Here is a 23,761-nt window from a genome sequence, read left to right on the forward strand (position 1 = left end):
GTGGTCTTCGCACGGGAGTGTGCGGGCGGGCGGCGCCCGGCGTCGGCCGGGGCCACCCGCAACCTGGTGCCGGCCTACAGCCCGTAGCGCTCGCGGGCCTCCTTGACCGCCTCCGGCTTGACGTCCCCGCGCCGGGCCAGGGCCGCCAGCGCCTGGACGACCACCGACTGCGGGTCGACACCGAAGTGCCGGCGGGCCGCCTCGCGGGTGTCGGACAGGCCGAAGCCGTCCGTCCCGATGGAGGTCCAGTCCTGCTCGACCCACGGGGCGATCTGGTCCGGGACCGCCCGCATCCAGTCGCTCACCGCGACGACCGGGCCGGGGGCACCGGCCAGCGCGCGGGTGACGTACGGGATGCGGTCCTCGCCCTCCAGACGGGCCGCGTCGCACTCCAGGGCGTCGCGGCGCAGCTCCGTCCAGGACGGCGCGGACCACACGTCCGCCGCCACGCCCCAGTCGGCGGCCAGCAGTTGCTGCGCCTCCAGGGCCCAGTGGATCGCGGTGCCGGAGGCCAGCAGCTGGAGCCGCGGGGCCTCGGCGCCCCCGGGGGCACCCTCGACGGAGCCGGCCTCCTTGAAGCGGTAGAGGCCCTTGAGGATGCCCTCCTCGACGCCCTCCGGCATCGGCGGCTGCACCTTGGTCTCGTTGTAGACCGTCAGGTAGTAGAAGACGTCCTCGCCGGCGGGGTGCTCGGCGGTCGCGCCGTACATCCGGCGCAGGCCCTCCTTGACGATCACCGCCACCTCGTAGGCGAACGCCGGGTCGTACGAGAGCGCCGCCGGGTTGGTGGAGGCGATCAGGTGCGAGTGGCCGTCGGCGTGCTGGAGGCCCTCACCGGTCATCGTCGTGCGGCCGGCGGTGGCGCCGATCACGAAGCCGCGGCCCAACTGGTCGGCGAGCGCCCAGAACTGGTCGGCGGTCCGCTGCCAGCCGAACATCGAGTAGAAGATGTAGAACGGGATCATCGGCTCGCCGTGCGTCGCGTACGACGTCGCGGCGGCGGTGAAGTCGGCCAGCGAACCGGCCTCGGTGATGCCCTCGTTGAGGATCTGGCCGTTCCTGGCCTCCTTGTACCAGAGCAGCTGGTCCCGGTCGACCGGGTCGTACGTCGCGCCCTTGGGGGAGTAGAGGCCGGCGGTCGGGAAGAGCGACTCCATGCCGAAGGTGCGGGCCTCGTCCGGGACGATCGGGACCCAGCGCTTGCCGGTCTCCTTGTCCCGCATCAGGTCCTTGACCAGCCGGACGAACGCCATGGTGGTGGCGATCTCCTGGCTTCCGGAGCCCTTCTTCAGCGCGTCGAAGTTCTTGTCGGCGGGCATCGGCAGCGGCTTGGCGACGACCTTGCGAGCCGGGGCCGGGCCGTCCAGGGCGGCGCGCCGGGTGCGCAGGTACCGCATCTCCGGGGAGTCCTCGGCCGGGCGCCAGTACGGCACCAGGTCGCCCTCCAACGCGCTGTCCGGGATGGGGAGTTCGAGCAGGTCCCGCATGGTGCGGAACTCCGCCATCGTCAGCTTCTTCATCTGGTGGTTGGCGTTGCGGGACTCGAAGCCCGTGCCGAGGGTGTAGCCCTTGACGGTCTGCGCCAGGATGACCGTCGGCGCGCCCTTGTGCTCGACGGCGGCCTGGTACGCGGCGTACACCTTGCGCGGCTCGTGGCCGGCGCGGGAGGTCTGGAACAGCTCCAGCAGCTTGGCGTCGGAGAGCTGCGCGCCGATCGCCTTCAGGGCGTCGCTCGCGCCGAAGAAGTGCTCGCGCAGATAGGCGGCGTCGCGGGTGGCGTACGTCTGGAACTGCGCGTCCGGGGTCTCGCGGAGGCGCTGGACCAGCACGCCGTCGGTGTCGAGCGCGAAGACCTCGTCCCAGGCCCGGCCCCACAGGGCCTTGACGACGTTCCACCCGGCGGCGCGGAACTGGGCCTCCAGCTCCTGCACGATCTTGAAGTTGGGGCGGACCGGGCCGTCCAGGCGCTGCAGGTTGCAGTTGATGACGAAGGTGAGGTTGTCCAGGCCCTCGCGGCCGGCGAGCGCCAGGGCGGCGGTCGACTCCGGCTCGTCCATCTCGCCGTCGCCCAGGAAGGCCCAGACGTGCGAGTTGCCGGTGTCCTTGATGCCGCGGTGTTCCAGGTAGCGGTTGAAGCGCGCCTGGTAGATCGCGGAGAGCGGGCCGAGGCCCATGGAGACGGTGGGGAACTCCCACAGCCAGGGCAGCCGCCGCGGGTGCGGGTACGAGGGCAGGCCCTCGCCGCCGGCCTCCTGGCGGAAGTGGTCCAGCTGCTCCTCGGTGAGCCGGCCTTCGAGGAAGGCGCGGGCGTAGATGCCGGGGGAGGCGTGGCCCTGGATGTAGAGCTGGTCGCCGGAGCCGTCGCCCTCCTTGCCGCGGAAGAAGTGCTGGAAGCCGGTCTCGTACAGCCATGCCGCCGAGGCGAAGGTCGCGATGTGACCGCCCAGGCCGAGCTTGGAGCCGCGGGTCACCATGGCCGCCGCGTTCCAGCGGTTCCAGGCGGTGATCCGGGCCTCCATGGCCTCGTCACCGGGGAAGGCGGGCTCGGCGGAGGTCGGGATGGTGTTGACGTAGTCCGTCTCCAGCAGCGAGGGCAGGTCGGCGCCCTCGGTGCGGGCGGTGTGCTCCAGGGCGCGGCGCATCAGGTACGCGGCGCGGTGCGGGCCCGCTGCCTTGGTGACGGCGTCCAGCGACTCGCGCCATTCGGCCGTCTCCTCGGGGTCGCGGTCCGGGAGCTGGTCGAGCTGGCTGTACGGCAGGCGCACGGGATCGGGCATGGGTGGCCCCTTTCCGGACGGGTGGGAATGCGAGTGCGGCAGGCAGTCGGCAGGACAGGGGTGTCGCGCCCCAGCTGTCGACGATAACTCTCTGATCGATGATCGATCAACGCCGAACGGAGGAAAAACCGCAGGTCGGCACGGGGTGCCGCAATTCGGGGCACCGCGTGCCAGCTCCGGAGCCCGCCTCCGTTACGCCCCGGAGCGCCCCCGGCACAGGCCGGAACCGACAGAGCCGACGGACCCGGCGGACCCTCCTGAGGCCCGAAAGGCCGGCTCCGTCTCCGACGCGCCCGCTAGACCCGCGGCGCGCAGCTCAGTACGTGCGCCTTGAGCAGTGCGCCGATCCGCGGGTCGCGCCGCCGGAACGCGTCCACCAGCTCCTGGTGGTCCTGGGCGTGCGAGCGCTGCTCGGGGCTGAACCAGCGGATCGACAGCGTCGTCCAGACCTCGATGCCCAGCGATTCCCAGGTGTGCAGCAGCACGGCGTTCCCGGCCGCCCGCACGATCTCCCGGTGGAAGGCCACCGTGTGCCGCACCTGGGCCTCGCCGTCACCCGCCGCGTCGGCCTCCCGCAGGGCCGCCACCTCGCGCTCCAGCGCCGTGGTGTCCTCCGCCAGCCGGCCCGCCGCCAGCTCCGCGGCGACCTGCTCCAGCCCGGCCCGGACCGGGTAGCTCTCCTTGAGGTCGTCCGCGGTGAGGTTCCGCACCCGGACGCCCTTGTTCGGCGCCGACTCGATGAGCTGGAGCGACTCCAGCTCCCGCAGCGCCTCCCGCACCGGTGTCTGGCTGACCTCCAGCTCCACCGCGATCCGCCGCTCCACGATCCGCTCGCCCGGCTGCCAGCGGCCGCTGACGATCCCCTCGAGGATGTGCTCGCGGATCTGTTCGCGCAGCGAGTGGACGACGGGCGGGGTCATTTGGTGCTCCTTCAGAGCGGATCGGGCCGCGAGACGTGGTGCCGGGGCCATTATCGCCGGACGCGGACGTGCCAAAGGGCCGGCCCCGGCTCGTCGGAACGAACCGGGGCCGGCCCCTGTGCACAACTGCCTTTTCCCTGGCGGGAGTCGGCGTCCGAGACCGCTTTCGGTCTCGTTGCGATCCTCGGTCGCCCGGGGTGACCGCTACAGACCGATCTCGGTCTCGAACTCCGCGGCCTCCAGGATCTGCTTGACCGTGGTCAGGTAGCGGGCCGCGTCGGCGCCGTCCACCAGACGGTGGTCGTACGACAGGGCCAGGTAGGTCATGTCGCGGACGGCGATGGTCTCGCCGAGGTCCGGGTGGTTGATGACCACCGGGCGCTTGACGGTGGCACCGATGCCCAGGATGCCGACCTGGTTCGGCGGCACGATCACGGTGTCGAACAGGGCGCCGCGCGAACCGGTGTTGCTGATGGTGAAGGTCGCGCCGGACAGCTCGTCCGGGGTGATCTTGTTGGCCCGGACCTTGCCGGCCAGCTCCGCGGTCTTCCGGGCGATGCCGGCGATGTTGAGGTCGCCCGCACCCTTGATGACCGGGGTCATCAGGCCCTTCTCCGCGTCCACCGCGATACCGACGTTCTCGGTGTCGAAGTAGGTGATCGTGCCCTCGTCCTCGTTGATCCGGGCGTTGACGACCGGGTGGGCCTTCAGCGCCTGGACGGCGGCCTTGACGAAGAACGGCATCGGGGAGAGCTTGACGCCCTCACGCTGCGCGAAGGCGTCCTTGGCCTTGTTGCGCATCCGCATGATCGCGGTGATGTCCACCTCGACCACGGAGGTCAGCTGCGCCTGGCCGTGCAGGGCCTTCATCATGTTGTCGCCGATGACCTTGCGCATCCGCGGCATCTTGACGGTCTGGCCGCGCAGCGGCGAGACCTCCAGCGCCGGGGCCTTGGACGGCGCAGCGGCCGGCGCGGCCGGGGCCGGCACGGCGGCCTTGAGGGCCTCGGCGGCGGCGATGACGTCCTGCTTGCGGATCCGGCCACCGACACCGGTGCCCTTGACCGTGGCGAGGTTGACGCCGTTCTCCGCCGCGAGCTTGCGGACCAGCGGGGTGACGTAGGCGCCGTCCGCCTCACCGGCCGCCGGGGCGGGGGTGACAGGGGCGGGCGCGACCGGAGCCGGGGCCGGCGCGGGGGCCGGAGCCGGGGCGGGCGCCGGAGCCGGGGCGGGCGCCGGAGCGGCCGGGGCCGGAGCCGGCGCGGGGGCCGGTGCCGGAGCCGGAGCGGCAGCCGGGGCGGCCGGTGCCGGGGCGGCCGGTGCCGGGGCGGCGGCCGGAGCCGCGCCCTTGGCGCCGATCACCGCGAGCTTGGCGCCGACCTCGGCGGTCTCGTCCTCGCCCACCAGGATCTCCAGCAGGGTGCCGGAGACCGGAGCCGGGATCTCGGTGTCGACCTTGTCGGTGGAGACCTCCAGGAGCGGCTCGTCCTCGGAGACCTCCTCGCCGACCTCCTTCAGCCAGCGGGTGACGGTGCCCTCGGTGACGCTCTCGCCGAGCGCGGGGAGGAGCACGTCGGTGCCCTCGGCACCGCCCGCGGGGGCGGGAGCCTCGGCCGCGGGGGCCGGAGCCGGCTCGGGCTGTGCGGCCGGGGCCGGAGCCTCGGCGGCGGCCGGAGCCGGCGCGGCCGCCGGGGCGCCCGTGCCGTCGTCGATGATGGCCAGCTCGGCGCCGACCTCCACGGTCTCGTCCTCGGCCACCTTGATGGAGGCCAGGATGCCGGAAGCCGGAGCCGGAATCTCGGTGTCGACCTTGTCGGTCGACACCTCCAGCAGCGGCTCGTCGGCCTCGATGCGCTCGCCCTCGGCCTTCAGCCAGCGGGTGACGGTGCCCTCGGTGACGCTCTCGCCGAGCGCCGGCAGGGTTACGGAAACCGTCATGGTTTCAGTTGCTCCTATCGCAAGTACGGATGTGGTCGCGCCCGGACTGGTGTCAGTCGTGGGAGTGGAGGGGCTTGCCGGCCAGGGCCAGGTGGGCCTCGCCGAGCGCCTCGTTCTGCGTGGGGTGCGCGTGGATGAGCTGCGCAACCTCGGCCGGCAGGGCCTCCCAGTTGTAGACCAGCTGGGCCTCGCCGACCTGCTCGCCCATACGGTCACCGACCATGTGGACGCCGACCACGGCACCGTCCTTGACCTGGACGAGCTTGATCTCGCCCGAGGTCTTGAGGATCTTGCTCTTGCCGTTGCCCGCAAGGTTGTACTTCAGCGCCACGACCTTGTCCGCGCCGTACAGCTCCTTGGCCTTGGCCTCGGTGATGCCCACCGACGCGACCTCGGGGTGGCAGTACGTGACGCGCGGGACGCCGTCGTAGTCGATCGGGACGACCTTCTGGCCGGCGAGCCGCTCCGCCACCAGCATGCCCTCGGCGAAGCCGACGTGCGCGAGCTGGAGGGTGGGGACGAGGTCGCCGACGGCCGAGATGGTCGGCACGTTGGTCTGCATGTACTCGTCGACGAGGACGTAGCCGCGGTCCATCGCGACGCCCTGCTCCTCGTAGCCCAGACCGGCGGAGACCGGGCCGCGGCCGATGGCGACCAGCAGCACCTCGGCCTCGAAGGTCTTGCCGTCGGCGAGGGTGACCCGGACGCCGTCGGCGGTGTACTCGGCCTTGTCGAAGAAGGTGCCGAGGTTGAACTTGATGCCCCGCTTGCGGAAGGCCCGCTCCAGCAGCTTGGAGCTGTTCTCGTCCTCGACCGGGACGAGGTGCTTGAGGCCCTCGATGACGGTGACGTCGGTGCCGAAGGACTTCCACGCCGAGGCGAACTCGACGCCGATCACGCCGCCGCCCAGGATGATCGCGGACTTCGGGACGCGGTCGAGCGTGAGCGCGTGGTCCGAGGAGATGATGCGGTTGCCGTCGATCTCCAGGCCCGGCAGCGACTTCGGCACGGAGCCGGTCGCGAGCAGGACGTGGCGGCCCTGGACCTGCCGGCCGTTGACCGCGACGGAGGTCGGCGAGGACAGCCGGCCCTCGCCCTCGATGTAGGTCACCTTGCGCGAGGCGATCAGACCCTGCAGGCCCTTGTACAGGCCCGAGATGACCTCGTCCTTGTACTTGTGGACCGCGTCGATGTCGATGCCCTCGAAGGTGGCCTTGACGCCGAACTGCTCGCTCTCGCGAGCCTGGTCCGCGATCTCACCGGCGTGCAGCAGAGCCTTCGTGGGGATGCAGCCGTTGTGCAGGCAGGTGCCGCCGACCTTGCCCTTCTCGATCAGGGCGACGTCGAGACCCAGCTGCGCCCCGCGCAGAGCGGCGGCGTAACCGCCGCTGCCGCCACCGAGGATCACTAGGTCGAAAACGGTGCTGGCGTCGTTCGCCACGTCACGTCCTCCATGCATGGGTGCGCCGGAGCCGGTCTTCGGTGACCGGTCCGCGGCTGTTGTTCGGCCGCTTTGTCTCGGCCCTGGGTAAGGGGGGCCCTGTCCTGCCGAGAACCCATCTTCGCACTTGTTCCACGAAGCCGGGACGCGGGGCCGGGCTGTGGACGGCCGATCAGCCGCCTTGTCGGTTCGGTGGGGCGTACCCACGTGCGGATTTCGTCGAGGGCGAACACGTTGCGGGCGTTGGGAGCGAGCCTACGACGGCCCCGGGCGCCGCCCGGGGCCGTGCCGCGGCTCCGACCGGGCCCGGATCAGCCCAGGTCGCCCTCGGCGGTCCGCTCGGCCAGCCGCACCAGGGTGCGGACCGAGGAGCCGGTGCCTCCCTTGGGGGTGTAGCCCCAGGGCGCGCCCTCGTGGAAGGCCGGGCCGGCGATGTCCAGGTGGGCCCAGGGGATGCCCTCGCCCACGAACTCCTTCAGGAAGAGGCCGGCGACCAGGCCGCCGCCCATCCGCTCGCCCATGTTGGCGAGGTCGGCGACCGGGGAGTCCATGCCCTTGCGGAGGTGACCGGGCATCGGCATCGGCCAGGAGTCCTCGCCGACCTCCTCGGCGATCTCGTGGATCGAGGTGCGGAAGGCGTCGTCGTTGGCCATGATCCCGAAGTGGCGGTGGCCCAGGGCCAGCACCATCGCGCCGGTCAGCGTCGCCACGTCCACGATCGCGTCCGGCGACTCCTCCGAGGCCCGGGTCAGCGCGTCGGCCAGCACCAGCCGGCCCTCGGCGTCGGTGTTGAGCACCTCGACCGTCTTGCCGCTGTACATGGTCAGGACGTCGCCGGGGCGGGTGGCGGCGCCGGACGGCATGTTCTCGGCGAGCGCCAGCCAGCCGGTGACGTTCACCGGGAGGTCCAGCCGGGCGGCGGCCACGACCGCGGCGAACACCGCGGCGGCGCCGCTCATGTCGCACTTCATGGTCTCGTTGTGGCCGGCCGGCTTCAGCGAGATGCCGCCGGAGTCGTAGGTGATGCCCTTGCCGACCAGCGCCAGCGTCCGCTCCGCGTCGGCGTGCGTGTGCGCGATCCGCACCAGCCGCGGCGGCGCCTCCGAGCCCTGGCCGACGCCCATCAGGCCGCCGTAGCCGCCCTTCTTGAGCGCCTTCTCGTCCAGCACCTCGACGGTCAGGCCGAACTCCTTGGCGGCGGCCTGGGCCTGCGCCGCGAACTGCTTGGGGTCCAGCGCGTTGGACGGGGTGTTGATCAGGTCGCGGGCGCGGTTGATCTCCGCGGCCAGCACCTGGGCGCGCGCCGCGGCGGCCTTGAACTCCTTGTCCCGCGGCTTGCCGCCGAGGACGGTGGCCTCGCCCAGCGGCGCCGACTTGGCGTCGGCCTTGCGGCCCTTGGTGCCCTTGCCGTTCGCGTCGCCGCGGAAGGCGGTGAAGGTGTACGCGCCCAGCAGCGCGCCCTCGCCCACCGCGGCGGCCGCCCCGGCGTACTCGACCGGCAGCGCGAAGGCGGCCTTCTTGGCGCCGGCCAGCGCCCGGGCCGCGCTGCCCGCCGCGCGGCGCAGCGCCTCGTGGTCGTAGGACTCGCCCTTGGCCGGGGCGTCGCCCAGGCCGACCGCCAGCACGACCGGTGCCTTGATGCCGTCGGCCGCGGGAAGCTTGGTCACCTCGCCCTCGGCACCACTCGCGCCGAGGGTCTCCAGCACGGCGGCGAGCTTGCCGCCGAACGCCTTGTCCACGGCCTCGGCGCCGGGGGCGACCACGACGCCCTTGGCGCCCTTCGCCGCGCCGACGACGACGGCATCCGCGCGCACCGTTGCGGCGGAAGAAGTACTGAGGGTCAGTGCAGTCACGGTGATGAAGGTCCTGTTCCGTCCGGGGAATCCGTTTCGCGCGTATGCGCTGCTGCGGCCGAGCCTACGCTCGGTGGCGCCGCCCGGCCCGGCCGGTCATGGCACCGGCGCCTGACGGGGCGTCGCCCAACCTCGGACGTTCCCCGCAACTCGCCCGCGAAGCAAGGGATTTGACGCCGCCCGGTGGTGTTCAGCCAAGAGTGAGCAGGACCAGCGCGGTGAGTCCGGCGCATTCCGCCAGGGCGCCGAAGACATCGCCGGTCACCCCGCCGAACCGCCGCCGGCAGTGCCGCAGCAGCAACTCCCCGCCGGCCAGCCCCAGCAGCGCGGCCGCCCCCGCGCGCAGCGCGCCGTACGGGCCGCCGGCGGTCGCGCCGAACGCCGCGCAGCCGGCCGCCACCAGCGCCGCGCAGCCCGCCGCGGCCGGCACCGGGACGGTCCCGGCGACCGCCGCGCCCAGCCCCTCCGGCCGCGCCGCCGGCACCCCGGCCCGGCAGGTCAGGGTCAGCGCGCCGCGGGCGGTGACCGCCGCCACCACCGCCCCGGCGGCGCCGGCCGTCCAGCCCGCCGCGTACAGCCCGGACAGCGCCGCCACCTGGGCGAGCAGCGCGAACAGCAGGGTGATGACGCCGAACGGCCCGATGTCGGACCGCTTCATGATGCGCAGCGCCTCCTCGGCGGGCTTGCCGCTGCCCAGGCCGTCGGCGGTGTCCGCGAGCCCGTCCAGATGCAGGCCGCGGGTGAGCACCGCAGGTACCGCGGCGCTGCCGGTCGCGGCCAGCAGCGGGCCGCCGCCGAGCAGCAGCAGCGCCCCGCCGAACGCCGCCGCGCACAGGCCGACCACCAGCCCGGCCACCGGCGCGCACAGCATCCCGCCGCGCGCCGCGGCCCGGTCCCAGCGGGTCACCCGCACCGGCAGCACGGTCAGCGTGCCGAACGCGAAGCGGAGCCCGTCGAGGGGCGAGGCGGGGGAGGGGGCGGTGTCGGTCACCGCGGCAGGGTACCCGGGGAGGCGGGCCGGCCCGCCCGGCCGGGCGGATCACCAGGGGCGGTCCCGGCCCCGGGTGTACTGGGCGTCGTACGGCTTGAGCGGCCGCCACCGGTCCCACGCCATGCACAGCGCCAGCACCACCAGCACCGCCGCGACATGCTCCTTGCCCGCCAGGTTGTTCTTGATGAACACCACCTCGACGACCATCGCCACGACCACCGCGGCGCAGGTGAAGCGGGCCCGGTAGCGCCAGCAGACGACCACCGCCAGGCCGACCACCGCCGCCGACGGGCCGGTGTCGACCACGAACTTGTCGGAGTCCGGCAGTCCGATCGGGCTGTCCGGGCCGATCCACAGGCCGATCCGGGCGTACATCGTGCCGGCGAGCGTGGCCGCGTAGGCGACCAGCAGCGTCTGCCACCGGCCCAGGCAGATCTCGGCGATCCCGAAGACCACCAGGATCTGCGCCAGCGCGCCCCACACCGGCAGGTCCAGGGCCGGTACGAACAGCGACAGCGGGGTCCGCAGCAGCGCCACCCACAGGTGCTCGTACGCCTGGACGGAGCCGATGTCCTGGACGGCGTGGTAGCCCCAGGACTGCTTCTGGACGAAGTGGAAGGCCAGCGTCAGGCACACCGCGGCCAGGGTCAGCGGGATCGCCCGCAGCCGGCGCGCCACCAGCGCGGGCCACACCGTCCACAGCAGCCGGCCCCACTCGGCACGTACGGCGCCCCGTATGGCGGACGCCGTCCCCGGCCCTCTGCCGGGGCCCCTCATCTGCCGCGCTCCAGCTGCTTGCCGCTCTTCTCGAAGAACGGGTACCGGGGCTCCCGGACGGGTCGGTATGTCGCGTGGGCGCGAGCGAGCGGTTCGATGTGCCACCACCGGGAGAAGAGGCCGAGCAGGGAGCGCCGCCACCGCAGCGCCGGGCCCGCGCCGAGCCGCGACCCCCGTTCGAAGACGGAGCGGAAGATCGCGAAGTTGAGCGGGAGCCGAGTGATCCGCGCCTCTTCCGCCCGCCGGACCGGCTCCGGTGACTGCCCCTCGGTGCCCCATGGTGCGAAGCCCGGCAGGGCCCGCAACTCTCCCTCGGCGCCGGTGCGTTCGCGCCTCACGCGGCGGCCGTCCGCGGGGTCGCCGAACGCGGCGCCGCGCCCCGCCCGCCGGCCGTGGGGGAGGTCTTCCTCCGGACTCAAAGCGATGTCTCCCGATAAAACGTGCAAAAAGCGATCCTACGGGGAGCCGTCGCCGGGCCGGCCGGGTGCCGTCGCGGGCGGTGCGCGGGCGCGCCCGCCCGGTGTCAGTCGTGCACCGGAAGCTCCGCCGCCAGGGCGGCCGCCGCCCGTACCAGCGGCAGCGCCAGCAGTGCCCCGGTTCCCTCGCCCGCTGTGACGCCGTGGTCGAGCAGCGGGTTGAGCGCGATCCGGTCCAGCGCCTTGGCCTGCGCCGGTTCGCCGCTCGCCTGCCCGGCCACCCACCAGTCCGGCGCCCGGAACGCCACCCGCTGCGCCACCAGCGCACAGGCCGCGGACACCACACCGTCCAGGATCACCGGGGTGCGGCGGACCGCGCACTGCAGCAGGAAGCCGGTGGCCGCGGTCAGGTCGGCGCCGCCGACGGTCGCCAGCAGCTCCAGCTGGTCGCCGAGGACCGGCCGGGCCCGGCGCAGCGCGTCCCGGATCGCCGCACACTTGCGCATCCAGGCCAGGTCGTCGATCGGCCGGCCGCCGCGCCCGGTGACGACCGAGGCGTCCGTCCCGCACAGCGCGGCGATCAGGGCGCCCGCCGCGGTGGTGCCGCCCACGCTCAGATCGCCCAGCACGACCAGGTCGGTGCCGGCGTCCGCCTCCTCGTCGGCGATCGCCACACCGGCCCGGAACGCCGCCTCGGCCTCCTCGGCGGTCAGCGCGTCCTCGACGTCGATCCGCCCCGAGCCGCGGCGCACGCGGTGCCGGGTGACCTCCGCCGGCAGCTCCGCCGGGTCGCAGTCCACCGCCATGTCGACCACCCGCACCGGCACCCCGGCGGAGCGGGCCAGCACCGCGGCCGGGCTCGCCCCGTCCAGGACGGCCCGCACCAGGTCGCAGGTGCCGCCGGCCGGCCGGGCCGAGACGCCCAGCCGCGCCACGCCGTGGTCGCCCGCGAACAGCAGCGCCCGCGGCCGCTCGACGGGCCGCACCGGCACCTGCTGCTGGACGGCGGCGAGCCACCCGCCGAGGTCGTCCAGCCGCCCCAGCGCGCCGGGCGGCACGGCCGTCCGGGCCCGCCGCTCCTCGGCGGCGCGGCGCAGATCGCCGTCCGGGCGCTCGATCAGTTGGGCGAAGTCATCGAGGTTCAGGGCGCTCATTGGGCGCAGATTACCGGCAACGGCGCGTCGGCGGGGCGCGCGCCGGGGGCGGCGCCGCAACCGGGGCACGCCCCGCTGTGCTGACGTCCCGTCAGGCGCTGCTCCCGGCGGTGAACCGCACCTCGCACACCGCCGTCCACGACGGCGGCCGCCGCCCCGGCCGGGACGGGCCGGACGGCCGGCGGGGCGCCAGGGGCCGGGCGCGCACCGCGGCGACGGCCCGGTGGCGGCGGGCCGTCAGGAACACGGCCACCGCCGCCCGCCAGGGCAGCGCGTCCAGGACCAGCGCCCCGCCCGGGAACCGCGCCGCGCACACCGCGAGCAGCTCCCGTGCCGCGCCCGCCGGCAGCCCCGAGGGCGCCCCCGGCACCGCCACGACCACCCCGCGCTCCACCGCGCCCACCAGGGCGGGCCAGCCGGCCCCGGATGCCGGGCGGCCGACGGTGCGCCGCCGGGGGACGTCCGGCAGCAGCATCCGGCGGGCCGCCGCGTCCCCGTCCGGCAGCACCGAAAGCCAGGTCAGCCGCCCGTTGTCCAGCCGCCGGAAGCCGGTCCCCAGGCCCTCGCCGAGGACCACCACGGTGGCATCCGGGCGGCGCGCCAGATAGCCGCGGACGGCCGCCTCGGCGGGGGCGCTCAGCTCGCCGGGCGCGCCCGGGCCGCCCCGACCGGGACGTCCGGAGGCACCGTGCCGCGGACGGGGGCGCCGGAAGAAGGAGCCGCACCCGCCATACCGGGAAAGTTCGGTCACGGTCCCAGCGGACCCGCCGGCGTCCCCGCGGGCAAGCGGACACGGTCCGCGCCGGGCCGCTGTCAGCCGCGCAGCGCAAGCGCCTGGCCCGCGACCACCAGCAGCAACTGCTCGCACTCGGCGCCGAACGCGGCGTTCAGCCGCCCGAGTTCGTCCCGGAAGCGCCGGCCCGCCGGGGTCGCCGGGACCACCCCCGAACCGACCTCGTTGCTCACCGCCACCACCCGCCGCCGGGTCTCCCGCACGGCCGCCACCAGCGCCTCGCAGCGCTCCCGCAGCGCCCGCCGGCCGCCCGCCTCCCATGTCGCGTCGTCCCACGCCCCGGCCTCGTCCATGGCGTGCGTCAGCCACAGCGCCAGGCAGTCGACGAGCAGCGGCGGCGCGGTCGCGGGCTCCGCCAGCAGCGGCACCAGCTCGCAGGTCTCGACGGTCCGCCAGCCCGCCGGGCGCCGCTCGCGGTGCAGCGCCACCCGCCGCGCCCAGTCCTCGTCGCCCTCCCGGGTGCCGCCGGTGGCCACGTACACCACCTCGGGGAACGCCAGCAGCCGCCGCTCGGCCTCCACCGACTTGCCGCTGCGCGCCCCGCCCAGCACCAGCGTGCGGCGCGGCAGATCGGGCACCGCGTGGTACTCGCCGACCACCAGCGTGCTGCCGTCCGCCACCGCGCGGGCGCCCAGCGCCGCCAGCCGCCGGTGGAGTTCGGGCCCGGGCGGCACGGTGTGGTCCAGGTGCACCGCGACCACGTCGGTCGCCGCGTCCACCGCGCCGCTCGCCCGCAGCCGGGCCAGCGCCTCCGGCCGCGCCAGCACGTCCAGCAGCACCAGGTCGTACGGCCCCGGGGGCGCCGCGGACGGGCCGTTCCCGCCTTCGTCGAGCCCGGCCGGTGCCGCGCCCGGCGGCAGGTACAGCAGCCGTTCACCGTCGCCGCCGGTGATCTCGTAGCCGGTGCCGGGCACGTCCACCGCCACGGCCCGCACCCGGTGCCCGTCCAGCAGCGCCAGCTCCCGCCCGTCGGCCACCCGGCCCGGCTGCGGCAGCCCGGCCGGCACCTCCAGGGCCGGCCCGTCGTGCGGATGGGAGAGCAGGACCTGCCGTACGCCGGCCAGCGACCGGCCCGCGCGGGCCGCCGCGAAGGCCGGGCCCGGGGTCAGGTCGAGCAGCAGCGCGCCGTCGACGAGCAGGGCGGTCGCCGCCCGCGCCTCGTCGCCGACGGCGGTCGCGCAGGCGGCACACGGGCAGTCGGGACGCGGCAGCCCCAGCGGGGCGCCGGTGCCGAGGAGAGTCAGGTCCACCCGGGAAGTCTCTCGCGTCCGGCCCGCGGCGGCGCGGCGGGGCGCCCGCGGACCACCACCGCCCGGCTCGCGGAGCGCGCGGGGCGCCCCTCGACACGGCCGTTAGGCTTCCGATCAAGCGGGGAAGCACGATCAGCAGGCACGGCGCGGCGCGCGGTATCCGGCGCACGCGGTGGGATCGGCGGACCCGGCGGACCCGGTGGGACTCCAGGAGGCGCACATGGTGTGGACGTGGCGGTTCGAGAAGGCGGACGGTTCGGAGGCGGTGCCCACCGTGGAACCGGAGGAGTTCACGACCCAGGGGGACGCCGAGTCCTGGATCGGGGAGCAGTGGCGCAACCTGCTGGACGGCGGCGTCGACCAGGTCCGGCTGTTCGAGGAGGGCACCGAGATCTACGCCGGACCGATGAGCCTGCACGCCGACGAGGAATGAGCACAAGCAGCAGCGACGGGGGCCGGCGCGGCCGGCCCCCTCGTCCCGAGCCGCTCGCGATCAGGGGCGCTGGCCCCGCTTGACCTGCGGCTTGGGCAGCCGCAGCCGGCGCATCTGGAGCGTGCGCATCACCGCGTAGGCGCGGGCGCCCTTGAGGTTCTCCTTGGGGAAGCGCTGCTGGAGCACCTTGCCCAGCCGGAACCAGATCAGCACCGAGTCCAGCACGATCAGCACGATGATCACCAGCCACAGCAGCAGCGCGAGGGACTGGATCTGCGGCACCCGGACCATGGTCAGCACCAGGATGATCACGGCCACCGGCAGGAAGAACTCCGCCACGCACCACCGGGAGTCGACGTAGTCCCGGGCGAAGCGGCGCACCGGGCCCTTGTCGCGCACGGGCAGATAGCGCTCGTCGCCGTTGGCCAGCGCCTCGCGCTGGCGGGCCAGGTCGGCGCGCCGGGCCTCCCGCTGCGCCTTCATGGCGTCCTTGCGGTTGGCCGGCGTGTGCGCACGCGTACGGCGCTGCGACTGGGCGTCGCTGCGCTTGGGCGTCGGGCGGCCCTTGGGGGCCTGCGGGTCGCGGGGCTGCTGGGGCTGGGACGCGGTCACCTTGGCGGCCGCGGCCTGCTCATCCTTCGAACGGCTTCGGAACACAACACCCAAGAGTACGTGCTCGCCGCGAATGAGCCACCGGCCGACGGGGAACGATCCGACAACGGCACCGGCCTTCCCGTGGGGGCGTAAGCGGACAGACCGGGCGGTGCGGCGGTACCTCGGGGGCGCCCTACTCCCTGGGCTGGAGAAGCCGGACGGCCTGATCGTCCTGGAGGAGGAGCGCATCCGGGCCCGAACAGTGCGGTAATGGAACCAGGGCCCGTACTGTGGGGTCTGTAGATGTGCTGGAGCCTAAGCCCGATGCAAGTCGGTCAGAAGGGGGCGCGCGAGGCCCATGAGCGATGGTGTCATGAAGCGGATGGGGATGATCTTCCGCGCGAAGGCCAACAAGGCCCTTGACCGGGCCGAAGACCCGCGCGAGACCCTCGACTACTCGTACCAGAAGCAGCTCGAACTGCTGCAGAAGGTACGCCGCGGCGTCGCCGACGTGGCGACCTCCCGCAAGCGCCTGGAGCTGCAGCTCAACCAGCTCCAGGGCCAGTCCGCCAAGCTGGAGGACCAGGGCCGCAAGGCGCTGGCGCTCGGCCGCGAGGACCTGGCCCGCGAGGCGCTGACCCGGCGCAGCGCGCTGCAGCAGCAGGTCACCGACCTGGAGACGCAGCACCAGACGCTCCAGGGCGAGGAGGAGAAGCTGACGCTCGCGGCGCAGCGGCTCCAGGCCAAGGTCGACGCCTTCCGCACGAAGAAGGAGACGATCAAGGCCACGTACACGGCTGCCCAGGCGCAGACCCGGATCGGCGAGGCGTTCTCCGGCATCTCCGAGGAGATGGGCGACGTCGGCCTGGCCATCCAGCGGGCCGAGGACCGCACCGCGCAGCTGCAGGCCCGGGCCGGCGCCATCGACGAGCTGATGGCCTCCGGCGCGCTGGACGACCCGTCGGGCATGGCCAAGGACGACATCACGGCCGAGCTGGACCGGCTCTCCGGCGGCAGCGACGTCGAGCTGGAGCTGCAGCGGATGAAGGCCGAGCTGGCGGGCGGCCCGTCCGCCCAGCAGCAGGCCCTGGAGAGCGGCCAGGGCGGCGCCGCCCAGCAGGCGCCGCAGCAGCAGCACCCGCGTCTCGACAAGCAGTGACCGACGGCGGCGGACCGCCTGCGCCGGCGGTCCGCCGCCGCGGCCCCGCCCGACCTGAACGAGGGAGACCGTCGTGATCGTACGGATCATGGGGGAGGGGCAGGTGAAGCTGGACGACGCCCACTTCATCGAGCTCAACAAGCTGGACGACGAACTGCTCGACGAGATGGAGAGCGGTGACGAAGCCGGATTCCGGCGCACCCTGGGGGCGCTGCTGGACTCCGTCCGCCGCCTCGGCACCCCGCTGCCGGACGACGCACTGGAACCCTCCGAACTCATCCTGCCCTCCCCGGACGCCAGTCTGGAGGAGGTCCGGGAGATGCTCAGCGACGACGGTCTGATCCCGGGCTGAGCCCGCGACCGCACCCGCACACCCAGCGCACTACGGACAGCGCCCCGGCCCCGTTGGGGGACCGGGGCGTTACCGTTTCTCCCTGTGAACCCGCCGTCAGCCACCGCCGCCCCGAGCGCCCGCGCCGCGCGCCGCGGTGACGTGGCCGCCCAGGACGTCACCCGCGTCGCCCGGCTCCGCCAGTGGCACCGGACGCACCAGCTCGCGTTCGACGCCGCCGTGGCGGTGGTGGCCTTCGTGGCGATCCTCTGCGGCGCGGTGGCCGGCCCGCACGGCCCGCACGGCGCCCACTTCCCCCGCTTCGGCGCCCGCGAACTCACCGCCACCACCGTGGTGTTGGCCGCCCTCGCCTGCGGCGCGCTGGTGCTGCGCCGGCGGCTGCCCCGCACGGTGCTGGCCGTGACCGGCGCGCTGACCGTCGTCGAACTGGCCGCCCGGTCCGACGACCCGCGTGCCCCGGTCGCCGGCGCGGCGGTGCTCGCCCTGTTCACCGTGGCCTCCCGCACCGACCGGCCCACCACCTGGCGGATCGGTGCACTCACCTGCGTGGGGCTGACCGCCGCCGCGATGCTCCTCGGGCACCGCGCCTGGTACGCCCAGGAGAACCTCGCGATCTTCGCCTGGACGGGCATGGCGGCCGCCGCCGGCGACGCGGTCCGCAGCCGCCGCGCCTACGTCGACGCCATCCGCGAACGCGCCGAACGCGCCGAGCGCACCCGCGAGGAGGAGGCCCGCCGCCGGGTCGCCGAGGAGCGGCTGCGCATCGCCCGCGAGCTGCACGACGTGGTCGCCCACCACATCGCCCTCGTCAACGTCCAGGCCGGAGTCGCCTCGCACGTCATGGACAACCGCCCCGACCAGGCCAAACAGGCCCTGGCGCACGTCCGCGAGGCGTCCCGCTCGGCGCTGGAGGAGCTGCGCGCCACGGTCGGCCTGCTGCGCCAGTCCGACGACCCGACGGCGCCCACCGAGCCGGCGCCCGGCCTCGGCGTCCTGGACCAGCTGGTCGACGGGTTCGTCCGGGCCGGCCTGCCGGTCGCCCTGGACCTGCCGCCCGGCCCGCAGCCGGCCCTGCCCGCCTCCGTGGACCTGACCGCCTACCGCGTCGTCCAGGAGGCGCTGACCAACGTCCGCAAGCACGCCGGCGACGGCGCCCGCGCCACGGTGCGGATCCTGCGCACCGAGGACGCGCTGACCGTGACCGTCCAGGACGACGGCCGGGGCCCCGCACCGCGGGCGGCGGACGGCCCGGGGGAGGGGGCCGTGCCGGCGTCCGGCGGCGGCCATGGTCTGATCGGGATGCGCGAGCGCGTCCAGGCGCTGCGCGGCACGGTCGTCACCGGCCCCCGCGCGGCCGGCGGCTTCCAGGTGCGGGTCACCCTGCCGCTGGCCGGCGCGCGCACCGGCGGGACGACATGAGCGTGAGGGCGACGGGATGACCATCAAGGTGCTGCTGGCCGACGACCAGACGCTGCTGCGCAGCGCGTTCCGCATCCTTGTCGACTCCGAGCCGGACATGCGGGTGGTGGGCGAGGCGTCCGACGGGGCGCAGGCGTACGAACTCGCCCGCCGGGAGCGCCCGGACGTCGTCCTGATGGACATCCGGATGCCCGGCACCGACGGGCTGGCCGCCACCCGCATGATCAGCCAGGACCCGGAGCTGACCGGCGTCAAGGTGGTCATCCTCACCACCTTCGAGGTCGACGACTACGTCGTGCAGGCGCTGCGGGCCGGCGCCAGCGGCTTCCTGGGCAAGGGCGCCGAGCCGGACGAGCTGCTGCACGCGATCCGGATCGCCGACGGCGGTGAGGCGCTGCTCTCGCCCGCCGCCACCAAGGGCCTGATCGCCACGTTCCTGGCGCAGGGCGACGGCGCGGCCCAGGGGCCCGGCGGCGCCGGCGCCGAGCGGCTGGCCACGCTCACCGGCCGGGAGCGCGAGGTGCTGGTGCTGGTCGCCGGCGGGCTGTCCAACGACGAGATCGCCGAGCGGCTCGACGTCAGCCCGCTCACCGTCAAGACGCATGTCAACCGCGCGATGGCCAAGCTCGGCGCCCGCGACCGGGCCCAACTGGTCGTCATCGCCTACGAGTCGGGACTGGTCCGCCCGCGGGCGCACTGAGCGGGAGCAGTGGAGCGTACGCCCAGGGGTGCAGGGCGGGGGGAGTCGGCCGTACTGCGGACGCGGTACGGGCCGCGGCCGGAAACCGACCTGCGAGCGAGGAAAACCGGCCGGGCCGTGGCGGAGGGTGTAGGTGGGCCGGTGTCGGCCCTGCCGCCGGTGCCGGGCACGGCTCCCGCCGGCGTGCCCAGCCCTCGATACCCGCTTTTCTGAACAGAAGAGAGACCCCCACCCATGTCCTGGCTGTCCCGTATCAGCCTCGTACAACGGGGCCTGATAGCGCTGATGTCGATCGTCGCGATCGCCTTCGGCGCCATCGCGATCCCGCAGCTCAAGCAGCAGCTCCTGCCCTCCATCGACCTGCCGATGGTCTCCGTGATCGCCCCGTACCAGGGCGCCTCGCCCGACGTCGTCGAGAAGCAGGTGATCGAGCCGCTGGAGAACGGCGTCCGGGCGGTCGACGGCATCAAGAGCGTCACCTCCACGTCGAGCGAGGGTTCGGGCGTGCTGATGGCGCAGTTCGACTACGGCAATGACTCCAAGCGCCTGGTCGCCGACGTCCAGCAGGCCGTCAACCGGGCCCGGGCGAAGCTGCCCAAGGACGTGGACCCGCAGGTGGTCTCCGGCGGCACGGACGACCTGCCCACCGTCGTCCTCGCCGTGTCCTCCACGACGAAGGACCAGCAGACCCTCGCCGACCAGCTCAACCGCACCGTCGTCCCGGACCTGAAGAACATCGACGGCGTCGGCCAGGTCAACGTCGGCGGCGTGCAGGACCGGATCGTCGCGGTCACTCCGGACGAGGCGAAGCTGGCCGCCGCGGGTCTGAATTCCGCGGCGCTCGGGCAGGCGCTGCAGGCCGGGGGCACCGCCGTGCCGGCCGGTGCCTTCGCCGAGGGCGGCCGCAGCAAGACCGTGCAGGTCGGCGCCGGCTTCACCTCCGTCCAGCAGATCAAGGACCTGATGGTCACCCCGGCGGCCGGCGCGGCGGGCGGCGGCCAAGGCGGCCGGGGCGGCAAGCCGGTCCGGCTCGGCGACGTCGCCACGGTCAAGGAGACCTCGGCCACCCCGACCTCGCTCACCCGCACCGACGGCCGGCCCAGCCTCGCGGTCACCGTGACGATGAACCAGGACGGCAGCGCGGTCGCCATCTCCGACGCGGTCAAGGGCAAGCTGGACGGCATCCGCAAGGACCTGGGCAGGGGCGCCCACGTCACGATCGCCTCCGACCAGGGCCCGCAGGTCTCCAGGTCCATCGAGTCGCTGACCACCGAGGGCCTGCTGGGCCTGGTCATGGCCGTGGTCGTGATCCTGGTCTTCCTGCTCAGCCTGCGCTCGACGCTGGTCACCGCGGTCTCCATCCCGCTGTCCGTGGTCCTCACCCTGATCGTGCTGTGGACCGGTGACCTGTCCCTGAACATGCTCACCCTGGGCGGTCTGACCATCGCGATCGGCCGGGTCGTGGACGACTCGATCGTCGTCCTGGAGAACATCAAGCGGCACCTGGGCTACGGCGAGGAGCGCCGCGAGGCCATCCTCAAGGCCGTCAAGGAGGTCTCCGGCGCGATCACCTCCTCGACCCTGACCACCGTCGCGGTCTTCCTCCCGATCGGCGTGGTCGGCGGCATGGTCGGCGCCCTCTTCGGCTCCTTCTCCATCACCGTCACCGTCGCCCTGCTCTCCTCGCTGCTGGTCTCGCTGACCGTGGTGCCGGTGCTGTCGTACTGGTTCCTGCGCGCCCCGGAGATCCCCGCGGGCACCGACCCCGAGGAACTGCGCCGCGCGGCCGAGGAGAAGGAGACGCGCAGCGCGCTGCAGCGGCTCTACGTCCCGGTGCTGCGGTTCGCCACCCGCCGCCGCGCGCTCAGCGTGCTGATCGCCGTGGTGATCCTCCTCGGCACCTTCGGGATGGCGCCGCTGCTGAAGACCACCTTCTTCGACCAGGGAAAGCAGGACACCCTCAGCATCAAGCAGGAGCTGAAGCCGGGCACCAGCCTGGGCGCGGCCGACGCGCAGGCCAAGCGGGTCGAGAAGGTGCTCGCGGCCGACAAGGACGTACAGGACTACCAGGTCACCGTCGGCTCCTCCGGGATGATGGCGGCCTTCGGCGGCGGCTCCGGCGCCAACCAGGCGAGCTACCAGGTCAAGTTGAAGAGCTCCGCCGACTCCGACAAGGTCACCGAGCACCTCCGCGCCGAGCTGGCGAAGCTCGGCCCGGCCGCCGGCGACACCTCCGTCAGCGCGGGCGGCGGCGGCTTCGGCAACCAGAACCTCAGCGTGGTGGTCAAGGCCGGCGACGCCGACGTGCTCAAGCGCGCCAGCGAGCAGGTCCGCACGGCCGTCGCGGGCCTGGACCACGTCACCGACGTCCGGAGCGACCTCGCGCAGAGCGTGCCGCGGATCTCCGTGACGCCCAACGACAGGGCCGCCGCGGCCGGTTACAGCCAGGCCACGCTCGGCGCGGCCGTCGCCCAGGCCGTCAACGGCACCCCCAGCGGCAAGGCCGTGCTCGACGACACCGAGCGCGACGTGGTGATCAGGTCGGCCCACCCGGCCACCACCGAGGCCCAGTTGAAGGACCTGCCGCTGCCGACCCCGTCGGGCATGGCCCGGCTCGGCGACCTCGCCACCGTCAGGACCGTGGCCGGACCGGTGCAGATGACCCGGATCGACGGCGCCCGCTCGGCGACCATCACCGCCAAGCCGACCGGCGACGACACCGGCGCGGTCTCCGCCAAGCTGCAGAGCGAGATCAGGTCGCTGAAGCTGCCGGCCGGCGCCACCGCCACCGTCGGCGGCGTCTCCCAGGACCAGACCGACGCGTTCGGCAAGCTCGGCCTCGCCATGCTGGCCGCCATCGCGATCGTCTTCCTGCTCCTGGTCGGCACCTTCCGCTCGATCGTCCAGCCGCTGATCCTGCTGATCTCGATCCCGTTCGCGGCGACCGGCGCGCTCGGTCTGCTGGTCGCCACCGGCACCCCGATGGGCGTCCCCGCCATGATCGGCATGCTGATGCTGATCGGCATCGTGGTCACCAACGCCATCGTCCTGATCGACCTGATCAACCAGTACCGGGCCAAGGGGTACGGCGTGGTCGAGGCGGTCGTCGAGGGCGGCCGGCACCGGCTGCGCCCGATCCTGATGACGGCGCTGGCCACGATCATGGCGCTGCTGCCGATGGCCCTGTCGGTCACCGGCGACGGCGGCTTCATCTCCCAGCCGCTGGCCGTGGTCGTGATCGGCGGTCTGATCACCTCGACCCTGCTCACCCTGCTCCTCGTCCCGACGCTCTACGCGATCATCGAGCTCCGCAAGGAGCGCCGGGCGGCGAAGAAGGCGGCCCGGCGGGCCGGGAAGGACGACGGCCCCGCGGCCCCCGCCGACACCGACCGCACGCCGGAGCCGGCCGGCGTCTGACGCCCGCCCGGGGCGCGCCGGCCATCCCGCCCGGCGCGCCCCGGCGGGCGGGGTGGCCGGAACGCGCCGCTGCGGTGCCCGGGCGACCGTCGCGCACCCCCGTGTCGCCCGCCGTCCGCCTTATCATCAGGCGCGCAGTATCGGCGAGTTGACCGCTCCTGGCCGGAAGGTTGTCGCATCGTGCTGTTAGAGCCGGAAGGCAAGAGAGCCCCGACGCCCCGCCCCGACACCGGGCACGGGCGGTCCTCCTCCGGAGCGTTACCGACGCTCGGCGTCGAGGAGGAGTTCTTCCTCGCCGACCGCGCCACGCGGGCCACCGTCGCCCGTGCCCCGGACGTCATCGCCCGCACCCGCGCCGACTTCCGCGACCACATCGGCGCCGAACTCTTCACCACCACGGTCGAGACCCGCACCCCGCCCGTCACCACCCTGGAGGACCTGCGGCAGCAGCTCGGCGCGCTGCGCGCGGACCTGGTGGCCGCCGCAGCCGAGGTCGACTGCAGGGTGGTGGCGTCCGGCACGCCGGTCATCCCCTTCCCCGGCCCACCGGAGATCGCCGACAACGCGCGCTACCGGCGGATGGCCGACTACTACGCCCCGCTCGTCGTCGGCGACCGCAACACCGGCGTCTGTGCCTGTCATGTCCATGTAGCCGTCCCGGACCGCGAGGAGGCCGTACAGCTCTGCAACCACTTACGGCCCTGGCTGCCGACGCTCCAGGCGCTCGCCGCCAACTCGCCCTTCCAGGACGGCCGGGACAGCGGATTCGCCGGCTGGCGCGTGCTCCATTTCGGTCGTTGGCCGCACGCCGGCCCCACCCCGCTGTTCCGGGACGCGACGGCCTACGACACCTTCGTCGACACGCTCGTCGCCTCCGGCATGCTGCTCGACCGCAAACTCGTCTACTGGTACGCCCGCCCCTCCGAACGCTGGCCGACGCTGGAGGTCCGCGTCCCCGACGTCAACGCGGACCTGGACACCGTCCTGCTCGTCGCCTCCCTGACCCGCGCGCTGACCGGCGCCCTCCTGGCCGACGTCCGCCGCGGGCGGCCGGCCCCCGAGGTCGACGACGCGCTGCTGCGGGCCGCCCACTGGCGGGCCGCCCGCGACGGCCTGTCCGGCTCCGGCCTGGACCTGGCCACCGGCCGCCTGCGGCCCGCCGCGGACCTCGCCGCCCGCCTCATCGGCCGGGCCGCCCCGCTCCTGGAGGAGGCCGGCGAACTGCCCTTCGTCCGGTGGGTGTGGCAGCGCCTGCGGCAGCGCGGCGGCGGCGCGGAGCGGCAGCGCGCCGCCTACCGGCGCCGCGGCGACCTCCGGGACGTCGTCGACCTGCTGACCCGGGACCTGGAGGCGGACACCGCACCCGCCCGGCCTTGA

At 74.0% G+C, this 23,761-nt stretch carries 18 protein-coding genes and 1 pseudogene; 7 read left to right on the forward strand and 12 right to left on the reverse strand.

What is annotated here, in order from left to right; translation table 11 throughout:
- Window positions 1–74 precede the first annotated feature (74 nt).
- The 11 genes and pseudogenes from aceE to ACRAS8_RS25865 all read right to left on the reverse strand — a co-directional run bounded on the left by aceE (window position 75) and on the right by ACRAS8_RS25865 (window position 14,310).
- Window positions 75–2,777 (reverse strand): pyruvate dehydrogenase (acetyl-transferring), homodimeric type, encoded by a 2,703-nt coding sequence (aceE, locus tag ACRAS8_RS25815; protein WP_438488384.1) that lies wholly within the window; start codon window positions 2,775–2,777, stop codon window positions 75–77.
- Window positions 2,778–3,073: 296 nt separating this feature from the next.
- Entirely contained in the window at window positions 3,074–3,697 is a 624-nt protein-coding gene (locus ACRAS8_RS25820; protein WP_438488385.1) for a GntR family transcriptional regulator, read from the reverse strand.
- A gap of 204 nt (window positions 3,698–3,901) precedes the next feature.
- Window positions 3,902–5,635 carry a 2-oxoglutarate dehydrogenase, E2 component, dihydrolipoamide succinyltransferase gene (gene sucB / locus ACRAS8_RS25825; RefSeq protein WP_438488386.1) on the reverse strand — a complete coding sequence of 578 codons (1,734 nt, stop codon included), beginning with the start codon at window positions 5,633–5,635 and terminating at the stop codon, window positions 3,902–3,904.
- Window positions 5,636–5,687: 52 nt separating this feature from the next.
- Window positions 5,688–7,076 carry a dihydrolipoyl dehydrogenase gene (lpdA, locus tag ACRAS8_RS25830; protein ID WP_438488387.1) on the reverse strand — a complete coding sequence of 463 codons (1,389 nt, stop codon included), beginning with the start codon at window positions 7,074–7,076 and terminating at the stop codon, window positions 5,688–5,690.
- Window positions 7,077–7,387: 311 nt separating this feature from the next.
- Window positions 7,388–8,929 (reverse strand): leucyl aminopeptidase, encoded by a 1,542-nt coding sequence (locus ACRAS8_RS25835; protein WP_438488388.1) that lies wholly within the window; start codon window positions 8,927–8,929, stop codon window positions 7,388–7,390.
- A 190-nt stretch (window positions 8,930–9,119) separates the two neighbouring features.
- Complete coding sequence (locus tag ACRAS8_RS25840; RefSeq protein ID WP_438488389.1) at window positions 9,120–9,920, reverse strand: adenosylcobinamide-GDP ribazoletransferase; 801 nt, start codon at window positions 9,918–9,920, stop codon at window positions 9,120–9,122.
- A 48-nt stretch (window positions 9,921–9,968) separates the two neighbouring features.
- Complete coding sequence (locus ACRAS8_RS25845) at window positions 9,969–10,697, reverse strand: hypothetical protein (protein ID WP_438488390.1); 729 nt, start codon at window positions 10,695–10,697, stop codon at window positions 9,969–9,971.
- Between the two features lie 2 nt (window positions 10,698–10,699).
- Window positions 10,700–11,059: pseudogene (locus tag ACRAS8_RS25850) on the reverse strand (phosphatidylglycerol lysyltransferase domain-containing protein); the annotation flags it as partial.
- Window positions 11,060–11,220: 161 nt separating this feature from the next.
- A complete protein-coding gene (cobT, locus tag ACRAS8_RS25855; RefSeq protein ID WP_438488391.1) occupies window positions 11,221–12,267 on the reverse strand; it encodes a nicotinate-nucleotide--dimethylbenzimidazole phosphoribosyltransferase in 1,047 nt (348 codons plus the stop codon).
- A 91-nt stretch (window positions 12,268–12,358) separates the two neighbouring features.
- Entirely contained in the window at window positions 12,359–13,018 is a 660-nt protein-coding gene (locus ACRAS8_RS25860) for a class I SAM-dependent methyltransferase (RefSeq protein ID WP_438488392.1), read from the reverse strand.
- Between the two features lie 62 nt (window positions 13,019–13,080).
- Window positions 13,081–14,310 carry a bifunctional adenosylcobinamide kinase/adenosylcobinamide-phosphate guanylyltransferase gene (locus tag ACRAS8_RS25865; protein ID WP_438488393.1) on the reverse strand — a complete coding sequence of 410 codons (1,230 nt, stop codon included), beginning with the start codon at window positions 14,308–14,310 and terminating at the stop codon, window positions 13,081–13,083.
- A 220-nt stretch (window positions 14,311–14,530) separates the two neighbouring features.
- Here ACRAS8_RS25865 and ACRAS8_RS25870 point away from each other — a divergent pair, with 220 nt between their 5' ends.
- Complete coding sequence (locus tag ACRAS8_RS25870) at window positions 14,531–14,743, forward strand: hypothetical protein (RefSeq protein ID WP_438488394.1); 213 nt, start codon at window positions 14,531–14,533, stop codon at window positions 14,741–14,743.
- A 60-nt stretch (window positions 14,744–14,803) separates the two neighbouring features.
- Here ACRAS8_RS25870 and ACRAS8_RS25875 read toward each other — a convergent pair whose 3' ends face one another.
- Complete coding sequence (locus ACRAS8_RS25875) at window positions 14,804–15,400, reverse strand: DUF3043 domain-containing protein (RefSeq protein ID WP_438488395.1); 597 nt, start codon at window positions 15,398–15,400, stop codon at window positions 14,804–14,806.
- Between the two features lie 295 nt (window positions 15,401–15,695).
- On the opposite strand from ACRAS8_RS25875, the gene ACRAS8_RS25880 reads away from it, so the two are divergent.
- The 6 genes from ACRAS8_RS25880 to ACRAS8_RS25905 all read left to right on the forward strand — a co-directional run bounded on the left by ACRAS8_RS25880 (window position 15,696) and on the right by ACRAS8_RS25905 (window position 23,761).
- On the forward strand, window positions 15,696–16,496 hold the full coding sequence (locus ACRAS8_RS25880; RefSeq protein WP_438488396.1) for a PspA/IM30 family protein: 801 nt from the start codon (window positions 15,696–15,698) through the stop codon (window positions 16,494–16,496).
- 73 nt (window positions 16,497–16,569) lie between these two features.
- Complete coding sequence (gene pspAA / locus ACRAS8_RS25885) at window positions 16,570–16,848, forward strand: PspA-associated protein PspAA (protein ID WP_438488397.1); 279 nt, start codon at window positions 16,570–16,572, stop codon at window positions 16,846–16,848.
- Between the two features lie 141 nt (window positions 16,849–16,989).
- Window positions 16,990–18,267 carry a sensor histidine kinase gene (locus tag ACRAS8_RS25890; RefSeq protein ID WP_438490594.1) on the forward strand — a complete coding sequence of 426 codons (1,278 nt, stop codon included), beginning with the start codon at window positions 16,990–16,992 and terminating at the stop codon, window positions 18,265–18,267.
- Between the two features lie 16 nt (window positions 18,268–18,283).
- On the forward strand, window positions 18,284–18,967 hold the full coding sequence (locus ACRAS8_RS25895) for a response regulator (RefSeq protein WP_438488398.1): 684 nt from the start codon (window positions 18,284–18,286) through the stop codon (window positions 18,965–18,967).
- Window positions 18,968–19,201: 234 nt separating this feature from the next.
- Window positions 19,202–22,384 carry an efflux RND transporter permease subunit gene (locus ACRAS8_RS25900; protein WP_438488399.1) on the forward strand — a complete coding sequence of 1,061 codons (3,183 nt, stop codon included), beginning with the start codon at window positions 19,202–19,204 and terminating at the stop codon, window positions 22,382–22,384.
- 180 nt (window positions 22,385–22,564) lie between these two features.
- The gene (locus tag ACRAS8_RS25905) at window positions 22,565–23,761 is read left to right on the forward strand and encodes a carboxylate-amine ligase (RefSeq protein WP_438488400.1); all 1,197 of its coding nucleotides are present in this window, start codon (window positions 22,565–22,567) and stop codon (window positions 23,759–23,761) included.

The organism is Streptomyces sp. S186 (assembly GCF_051603415.1).
In the GTDB taxonomy this organism is placed as follows: Bacteria; Actinomycetota; Actinomycetes; order Streptomycetales; family Streptomycetaceae; genus Streptomyces.

Coding starts and splice junctions, on each gene's coding strand:
- aceE (WP_438488384.1), bottom strand. CDS start 2,777: ATGCCCGATCCCGTGCGCCTGCCGTACAGCCAGCTCGACCAGCTCCCG.
- ACRAS8_RS25820 (WP_438488385.1), bottom strand. CDS start 3,697: ATGACCCCGCCCGTCGTCCACTCGCTGCGCGAACAGATCCGCGAGCAC.
- sucB (WP_438488386.1), bottom strand. CDS start 5,635: ATGACGGTTTCCGTAACCCTGCCGGCGCTCGGCGAGAGCGTCACCGAG.
- ACRAS8_RS25845 (WP_438488390.1), bottom strand. CDS start 10,697: ATGAGGGGCCCCGGCAGAGGGCCGGGGACGGCGTCCGCCATACGGGGC.
- cobT (WP_438488391.1), bottom strand. CDS start 12,267: ATGAGCGCCCTGAACCTCGATGACTTCGCCCAACTGATCGAGCGCCCG.
- ACRAS8_RS25870 (WP_438488394.1), top strand. CDS start 14,531: ATGGTGTGGACGTGGCGGTTCGAGAAGGCGGACGGTTCGGAGGCGGTG.
- ACRAS8_RS25880 (WP_438488396.1), top strand. CDS start 15,696: ATGAGCGATGGTGTCATGAAGCGGATGGGGATGATCTTCCGCGCGAAG.
- ACRAS8_RS25895 (WP_438488398.1), top strand. CDS start 18,284: ATGACCATCAAGGTGCTGCTGGCCGACGACCAGACGCTGCTGCGCAGC.
- ACRAS8_RS25900 (WP_438488399.1), top strand. CDS start 19,202: ATGTCCTGGCTGTCCCGTATCAGCCTCGTACAACGGGGCCTGATAGCG.